Origin of the sequence: Okeania sp. SIO3B5 (assembly GCF_010692555.1) — a bacterium.
Taxonomy (GTDB): domain Bacteria; phylum Cyanobacteriota; class Cyanobacteriia; order Cyanobacteriales; family Microcoleaceae; genus Okeania.
In genome coordinates this window covers 6,811-16,227 of record NZ_JAAHHG010000203.1, presented here as the reverse complement: position 1 = coordinate 16,227, position 9,417 = coordinate 6,811, and the positions used below count along the sequence as shown (strand labels likewise).

General features: G+C 33.1%; 4 protein-coding genes. All 4 read right to left on the bottom strand.

Annotation, left to right across the window (positions count from 1 at the left end; genetic code table 11):
- Positions 1–245: 245 nt before the first annotated feature.
- The 4 genes from F6K54_RS23655 to F6K54_RS23640 all read right to left on the bottom strand — a co-directional run bounded on the left by F6K54_RS23655 (position 246) and on the right by F6K54_RS23640 (position 7,868).
- Entirely contained in the window at positions 246–725 is a 480-nt protein-coding gene (locus F6K54_RS23655; protein WP_293082771.1) for a GNAT family N-acetyltransferase, read from the bottom strand.
- Between the two features lie 1,641 nt (positions 726–2,366).
- Positions 2,367–2,966, bottom strand: a complete 600-nt coding sequence (locus tag F6K54_RS23650; RefSeq protein WP_293082768.1) for a tRNA-(ms[2]io[6]A)-hydroxylase — start codon at positions 2,964–2,966, stop codon at positions 2,367–2,369.
- Positions 2,967–2,968: 2 nt separating this feature from the next.
- Positions 2,969–4,324, bottom strand: a complete 1,356-nt coding sequence (locus tag F6K54_RS23645; protein WP_293082765.1) for an ion transporter — start codon at positions 4,322–4,324, stop codon at positions 2,969–2,971.
- 1,381 nt (positions 4,325–5,705) lie between these two features.
- On the bottom strand, positions 5,706–7,868 hold the full coding sequence (locus tag F6K54_RS23640) for a glycosyltransferase family 41 protein (protein WP_293082762.1): 2,163 nt from the start codon (positions 7,866–7,868) through the stop codon (positions 5,706–5,708).
- Between the last annotated feature and the right edge of the window lie 1,549 nt (positions 7,869–9,417).

Here is a 9,417-nt window from a genome sequence, read left to right as displayed (position 1 = left end):
AACGCGCAGGCGTGAGAACCATCTCTGGACTAGATGCCGTAAGGTATTTAGTTTAAGTGGACTCATTGAACCAAGAATCCTGGTTTCAGGAGAATCCCCGTGCGTTTACGCCGGGGAGTATGTCAATGTTTGTGTCTATAGCAAAAAATGGGTTGGTTAGGATTTATGCTGATAATAAACCTTAGACAAGGAAATATTTTTCCTACTGTTCCCTGCTCCGGTGTTCCCTGCTCCGGTGTTCCCTGCTATAGAATTTTTTGATAAATGCGATCGCAGCGTTTTGTCTCCACACCAGTTGTTAATTGATAACCGTTATTTTCATATAATTTAACAGCTTCTTGTAATACTGTTGCTGTTTCTATCCAAATTTCTTGAAATTTACATTCTATAATTCTGTTTTCTAATTCTTTTAATAAAAATTTTCCTAAACCTTGGTTTCTGATTTCTGGCAATAAGTACATCTTTCTAATTTCGACTGCTTTATTACCTCGTGAAATTGGATAATATGCGGCAGTGCCTAATATTTTTTCTTGTTTTTCTACTACCCAAAATTCTCCTCCTACATTTTGATAAAATTTTTCTACTTGTAAGACATCTCGATCTGCATCTTCGGGTTCCCAGTTTAAACCGTATTCTGCCAGAACAGAACCGATAATATTTGCCACTATTTGACGGTCATCTGGTTGCCAGTTTCTAATTACAAAATCACGATAATATTTTTTCATAATTTGAGCAGGTTTTAGGTGGTAGATTAAAGCTTTTATCTTTATCAGAAAAAGGTTATGTAGCAATCTTATTTGAGTTGTGAGATATTGTAAATTTTAGGGAAAAGGGAACACCGAAGCAAATTATCACAAATGATTTAGATTTGTTATATATAAATCACAAATAATTTGTAAAAAATCAAAGGATATATATAGAATCTGAAACTTTTAGCTGATATAGAATCCGATTATATATATGTTAATAATTCTATCTAGACTTCAATATCCAATCTCCTCATCTCCCTATCTTCCTATCCCCCTCAAACATACAATTAAGTGTTTAGCCTGATTTTATATCAGGGTTTGGAGACCAAATGAGGGGTCAGACCCTGAACTGCAACGTTGTAGTTATTATGAGGTGTTAGACCCTGAACTGCAACGTTATAGTTATGGAAATTTTTGGATGATATAGAATCTAGTGATAGAGACCAAATGAGGGGTCAAACCCTGAACTGCAACGTTGTAGTTATTATCAGGGGTCAGACCCTGAACTGCAACGTTATAGTTATGGAAATTTTTGTAACCGCTCAATAATCTGGGGTAAATCGGTAAATAGCAAGGCTCAAATGGCGTAAAATCGTTCCTGAACTGGTAGTCCGCCCCCATTTATTGAGCGGATACAATTTTTGGATGATATAGAATCTGGTGATAGAGACCAAATGAGGGGTCAGACCCTGAACTGCAACGTTGTAGTTATGGAAATTTTTGGATGATATAGAATCTGGTGATAGAGACCAAATGAGGGGTCAAACCCTAAACTGCAACGTTGTAGTTATTATCAGGGGTCATGCCCTGAACTGCAACGTTATAGTTATGGAATTTTTTGGATGATTATAGAATCTGGTGATAGAGACTAAATGAGGGGTCAGACCCTAAACTGCAACGTTGTAGTTATTATCAGGGGTCATGCCCTGAACTGCAACGTTATAGTTATGGAATTTTTTGGATGATTATAGAATCTGGTGATAGAGACTAAATGAGGGGTCAGACCCTAAACTGCAACGTTGTAGTTATTATCAGGGGTCAGACCCTGAACTGTAACGTTATAGTTATGGAAATTTTTGGATGATTATAGAATCTGGTGATATAGTATATGTTCATAATTCTATCTAGATTTCAAGCCTTCAATCTCCCCTATTCCCCCACTCCCCTACTGCCCAAACTATATAATAAGTAGTATTCAACCGGATTTGATATGATAGTTAGTTAGGGCTTGCTGATTAAATCTCAAAGTATTGACTGATATTAGTCAAAGCCTTTTTTTGGTTAAAAAAAGTGCTAGATTTTCAGCCCAAAATCCTCAAAAAGTTAGCATAAAAGTCAGAATAATTGCAGAAAAATCACTCTGACAAATATATCCGACTAGCTCCTAATTAGGGTTTGCTGATTAAATCTCAAATAATTGCCAGATAAAGGTTTGAGCCTTTTTAGGTATTGAAAAAGTACATGGTTTTCAGCTCTTTATGCTCAAAAAGGAGCGCATTTTTAGCGCATAGTTGGGCAAAAAAATTCTCCCCTACTCCCCTACTCCCCTACTCCCCCGCTCCCCTACTCCTTAAAAAAGACTTTTGAGCGCAAACCCTAATTAGGGTTTGTGCCTAGTTAACTATGGATGCGTGGTTCTGGATGTAAATTGCTGAGAATTTCACTTTCAAATATTGCTAATTCCTCTAATCTTTTCTCTACTTTTTCTGGTTCAAAATAAGTTGTGGCTAAAACCCAATATATTCCATAATGTCTGGCTTCAGATGCCATTAAACTACGATAAAATTTTGCTAATTCTGGTTCTGGGCAGTAATCTGCAAGTAAGCCTAAACGTTCGTGACTTCGAGCTTCGATTAAACAGTAAACTAATAATAAATCTAACATTCTTTCCGGTTCATTCCGCCGCACTTTACTATTTAAAGCTGCTCCATAAGGAGGAGAATTTAGAGGAGCTAATGGAATATTACGGCGTTCTAACCATTGGTTTACTTGGTCAAAATGTTCTAATTCTTCTTTAGCAATAGCTGTTAATTTTTTGATGAGTTTCGTACTTGAAGGATAGCGAAACATTAAATTTAAAGCTACTCCTGCTGCTTTTCGCTCGCAGTGAGAATGGTCTAATAATATAGTGTCTAGATTAGCGATCGCTTGTTCAATCCAAGCTTGTGAAGTTGGTTGTTTAATATATTTAATGGTTGGTGTTTTTGATAGCTGCATATTTATTTTTTGTGTTCATTTTCATAACGTTCTTTTGCTATGTTTTTAACATTTGCTGCAAAGTCTGGATAATTTTCTAATACTTTTTTAAAGTCATCTTTTTCTAAAATAAATAATTCACAGTAAGTCAATGTGATGATTGATGCAGTACGTCGTTGTTCATATACTAGAGCAATTTCTCCAAAAAATGTACCTGCACTCATATTCCTGTATATAGTACCAGTTTTTTCTGAGAAGGCTTGTACTAAACCACGTTTAATAAAGTACATTTCATGACCCCAATGCCCTTCCCGAATTATATATTCATTAGGTGGTAATATTTCGGGGGTTAATGCCATTACTATTTCTTCGACAAATTGTGTAGTTGCTCCTTGAAAAATTGGCACTTTTTCAATTACTTCTTTGTGTAATTGTAGTGCTAATTTCATTTTTAGAGAATAAGGCAATTCTTCGAGTATGTGATAATCCCTAATATCTCGATTTTCAATCCATCTATATTGATAGTAATCTCTAATTTTTTGTTGTAACTTAGGGGAAATTTTGTTTTCTCGCATATAGGTTTGAATTTGCCCTAACTTTTCTCTATATCTGGCTTTTGTAGCATCTAGGTTAGAAATTAATGAAGATACATTGCCAACAATATAGGCATACATAGATATTCCTAAAAACATGACTACCAAAGTAAATATTATTTCAATTTCAGTAGTGGGAATAATATCTCCATATCCTACAGTAGTCAGAGTTGTAATTGCCCAATAAAGGGAATTAATATATTGAGTTCTTCTACTTGCTGATTGTAGGGAATTTCTAATCAACCAAGAATTTTCACCATTAGATTCCCAACTGCCGAGCATAAACCAGATACAAGCTACCCAATGAGTAATTAAAATAATTATTATGACTAATTTATACATTCTAATTAAAGTAGGGTTAATATTTATGTTGGTTTCCCACTTGTTAAAAATTCGATAAAATTGGGGTAGTCGTAATAAACGAGGTAATCTCAATAAGGCAATAGTAAATAGTGAGTTTGGTGCAACTATTCTGGCAATTATGTCTCCAGGAAAACTAGCTATTAAATGTCTCAAAAACAGTCGATTTAGATAATTTTTAGCAATCTTTTTTTTGTCTTCAATATATTCTCCGTACTCAAAGTAACTAAGATGAAATCGAATAAATATATCAATAATTAAAATTACATCTCCTATAATGTCTAATACAATCCAGATACCATCAAATCTATTTTTAAAAGCAATTCTAAATGGGACTATTAAAGCATTATAAATAGTAATGAATACAATTAATACTTGCCAGGATCTAATAAGTTTACTATTGGGATGAAGTGTGGGAATTTTCACTTTATTTTTATTGAGTAATTAGGGTTTGCGCTCAAAAGTCTTATGGGTGAGGGTAGGAGACAACCCACCCCTAACCCCTCCCAGGAGGGGAAGACAGGAGACAGGAGACAGGAGGAACGGGGTACTTAGAGGAGATAGGAGTAAGAATTGTAAGAATAATTTTTCTGCCCAACTATGCGCCTAAAATACTAACTTTTTGAGGGTTTTAGACTGAAACAGGCGCACTGCAATTCGACCCCAAAAAGGCTCAAACCAATATCAGTAAATACTTTTAGATTTAATCAGCAAGCCCTAATTATAGCAGGCAATACCAATTTGAAAAAAGAATGTTACAAATAATAAGCATTATTAAAATAATTTGTAGGAAATATCTATTGGATGAAAAAGATAAATTACTATATAAAAAATGGTATCAAACCTATTCCCATACGACTCCTGACTCCTGTCTCCTGACTCCTAAGAAGTAACCTAAATATTTGTAGCAAAGATTTATCAAACTGGTATAACAGGTCATTTCAGTTATCAGTTATCAGTACCTCTACAATAAAGAAGTTTGAAATAAGGAATATGCTCTTTTCTCTTAGTCTGATAGAGATGGCGAGGAAACCTGCACCATATCCATGAGAGCAAGAGAAGAAAAAAAATCCTTTTATCCAATCCTCTTATTTATAAGAAGAGTTCATTAATTGATAATGGATAATTGATAATTGATAATTACCTATAGTTAAAACCGAGAGGATTGAATATCAGGAGATATTATTTCTTTTTTTTCCCCTTAAAAGGGGGAGGCTTTAAACCAGAATTATTTAATTATTAATAATTAATAATCTAGACAGTGCAAAGTTCTTGGAATAACTATTGCTAGCTAAGGCTTTCAGCTATCTAAGGGTTAAAAACTCTTTATTCAAAGCTGTAAGTACTGTAAGCTTTTTCCACTAATACTTTCAGCCTTTAAAGCAAATAGTTTTTTTGGAATAACTTTGTACTCTCCAGTTAATAATTAATAATTCGGTAATTCTAAATTCTTAATTCTAAATTCTTGAACAGCTACCAAATTTTCATTTTGCTGGGGATATTAATTAGCTAAAATAAAATAATTTTTTATCTTTTTATTTTGGGTTTAATACCCTACCGTCTACAGGGTGTTGACAATTGGTTGGGGTTTGAGTCCCCATCCACTTTTTGCTTCTTCCTTCTTCCTTTTTCAACTATTTTTATTGACTTTTTTTATATCTAACAAATGGGTGCATCTTATAGTAAGCAAAAATACTTTTTTCCTATATATTCCCTGTTCCCTGTTCCCTGTGCCCTGTTCCCTAAAAGCGATAAATTTTTGGCTTTATTCACGCATTGAGATGCACCCTAACAAATGGAATAAGTATCATAATTTTCCGATTGTATTATACATATCTTGAGCAAATTTTTTCGGGTTCCATAATGGTGCTAAATTTTCTGGCTCTTTAGATTTAACTAATTTATCGACAAATTCCTGACGTAAATGAGGATTTTGACCTAATTTTACACCGCAATTAATATATTCATTCCATGACGATGCCACGCCTAATTTAATATCTAAATTTTGTAAAAAGGAATAACCCATTCTAGATAAAAATTGTTCTCCGGCAAGGGTGACAACTGGTAAATTAAACCATAAAGCTTCTAAGGTATGAGTACCACCATTATAAGGATAAGAATCAAGCATAATATCTGCTAAAGAATAGATACTTCTATGTTCTTCTTCTGTAGGAAATCTTTCTATAAATTTAATGCGATGAATACTTAAACCTTCAACTTTACAAGCTTGATGATAAGCAGCTTGAAATACTTCTATATCACCTAATGCTTTATGAATTAATATACTATTAGGAACTTGCTTCAAGATAGCAATTTGTGCTTTGACTAAATCTCGGTTAAATTTTCTTCCTGGTGCTAAACAAAGATAAACGATTTGGTCTAAACCTATCCTCTGAGACTTTCTTAAATTAGCTCTATTTGTTTCTATTCTTTGAAAACCAGAAGTTGCTACAAATGAATTTGGCATCCTCACTAATTTTTCTATATAGTATTTTTCTCTGTCTTGAGGGTGGGTATGTAAATCGCATAGAAAATAATTATTCTCAGATATATAAGGAGCATCAAATCCTAACCAAGATATACAAACAGGTGCAGGTTTATGATGTAAAATCTCAGTATTAATTGGTAAACTCAAAGAATCTAAATCTATCAATACATCTATTTTATCTTGCTGAATTTCAGTAATAATTTCTCGGACATCGACGCTTCCTTGAGGATATTTTTTCGGTACATATAGTTTAGTAACAGCTTGACTAAATTTTTTAGTTTGGTCATCTGTTTTGAAACGTTCTGTTGGATATAAATATATTTCTGTATTTAATTTTCCTAACTCTCGGATAATATCAAGACTACACCAACCGACAGAATGTCTATTAAAATGACTAGATATGAAGCCAATTTTTAATAAATATTTATTATCAAAATTAGCAGGAGTAGAAAAATGATTATCTTGAGGTTTTAGGACAAATTGTCTATAAACTTTCGATACCGATTTGTAGAGATTTGAGTTAGCTTGAATATCATCTCTTAAATAAGGAACACTAAAAAGAAAATTTCCATATAAAGCTTTTAGATCGACTACCTTTTTGACAATAGTCATATCTTCTTTCAGTTTAGCTTCAAGGTCAAAAAATCTATCTTTAGCAATTTCATTTAATCCAGATACTTGATAAGTGCTAATCAAATATATCCCAGTCATAATCGGATCTATTTCCCCACATTGCTGATAATAATTAGACACTGCTTGCCTAGCAAATTCATAATTATTACCATCCCGAAGAATGCCACATAAATGTTGATGTGCCGTAGCATAATTAGGCCGAACTTCAATCGCTTTTTTCAGGTATTTAATAGCCTCATAAAACTTACCTTGACTTCTCAAAATTATTCCAATTTGACTATAAGCTTCTGCTAAATTTGGGTTGAGTCTAATTGCCTTTTGCCAACTATCAATAGCTTCATCTAATTTTCCCTCTTCAGCTAACTTATATCCCTGGTTTAAATTAACCTCAACCCCACCCAAATTAGGATTTAATTTTAATGCCTTTTCTTGTGAGGCGATCGCTTCATCTAACTTGCCCAGTTGCTGCCAAACTTTGGCCAAATTCCAATAAGCAGGGGCCATATCTGGTCGTAGTTGAATCCCCTTCCTGTAACAAGCGATCGCCTCATCGAGCTTTCCCTGACGAAAAAACATACTGCCCAAGTTAACATGAGCCTGGGATAACTCAGGATTAAGTTCTATGGCCCGATAATATAGATTAATTGCTTCCGAAATTTTACCTTGGCCTTGGATAATATTTGCTAGGGTTACATAAGTAGAGGCCCAATTCGGTTGTAGATTTAAAGATTGACGACAACAAGCGATCGCTTCTGATAATTGTCCTTGGGCATAATAAAGTTCAGCTTGTGCCGTTAATGCCTCAAAATTTGGAGTTTGTGAATGGGGAGAACTAGAAGAAATATTCATTGGAAAAAAAGTCTATGCTGTCTAATTAAAGGTTAAAATCTACCATATTTTGTACCTCAGTAGGGCGAGAGAAGATAGGTCTTTCCTCTAATGTGCAATATTTGAGTTATCCTATGTTTAGTTTTGGGTAAAAATGTTTGATATAGCTATAAGTATTTCCTAGGTCATGCTCCGCAAACAGCATTCAGCTATTAGCTATAATCAAAACTTTTAACTGTAATGTTTTGAAGTTTCTTAGCTTTCCTAATCTTCATGCTTAGTGCTATAACTAATATGAAATAGGTTAATGTTTGCTACAGATAATTTATCAAGAGATAGAGATATGGGGAAATAGGGAAAGTCATAAATAGCATAATTACTTGTATTTCATATCAATTTGCTCTTTTACTATTTTCCTCAATTTTCAGCCCTAAAGCTGATAATAAATGTAGTGTTAATTTTGGTATTTAATCTCAAATAAGGAATCTTTCAATGATTGGAAAAAAATCACATCAACTTCAACCAAAAATTAAATTTAAATCTCAAATAATTCTGGTAATTATTTGATTAACTTTGATATAGCTATAAGTATTTCCTAGGTCATGCTCCACAAACAGCTATCAGCTATTAGCTATAATCAAAACTTTTAACTGTAATGTTTTGAAGTTTCTTAGCTTTCCCAATCTTAATGCGTAGTGCTATAACTAATATGAAATATGAAATAGGTTAATGTTTGGTACAGATAATTGATCGAGAGATAGAGAGATGGGAGATAAGGAAAGTCATAAATAACAGAATTACTTGTATTTCATATCAATTTGCTCTTTTACTATTCCCCTCAATTTTCAGCCCTAAAGCTGATAATAAATCTAGTCTTAATTTTGGCATTTAATAGTAAATCAGGAATCTTTAAATGATGGGAAAAAATTTGCATCAACTTCCACCAAAAATTAAATTTAAACCTCAAATAATTTTGGGAATTATTTGATTAACTTTGATATAGCTATAAGTATTTCCTAGGTCATGCTCCGCAAACAGCTATCAGCTATTAGCTATAATCAAAACTTTTAACTGTAATGTTTTGAAGTTTCTTAGCTGTCCTAATCTTAATGCGTAGTACTATAACTAAGATGAAATAGGTTAATGTTTTCTCAAGATAATTTATCAAGAGATAGAGATATGGGGAGATAGGGAAAGTCATAAATAGCATAATTACTTGTATTTCATATCAACTTGCTCTTTTACTATTTCCCTCAACTTTCAGCCCTAAAGCTGATAATAAATCTAGTCTTAATTTTGGTATTTAATAGTAAATCAGGAATCTTTAAATGATGGGAAAAAATTTGCATCAACTTCCACCAAAAATTAAATTTAAACCTCAAATAATTTTGGGAATTATTTGATTAACTTTGATATAGCTATAAGTATTTCCTAGGTCATGCTCCGCAAACAGCTATCAGCTATTAGCTATAATCAAAACTTTTAACTGTAATGTTTTGAAGTTTCTTAGCTGTCCTAATCTTAATGCGTAGTACTATAACTAAGATGAAATAGGTTAATGTTTTCTCAA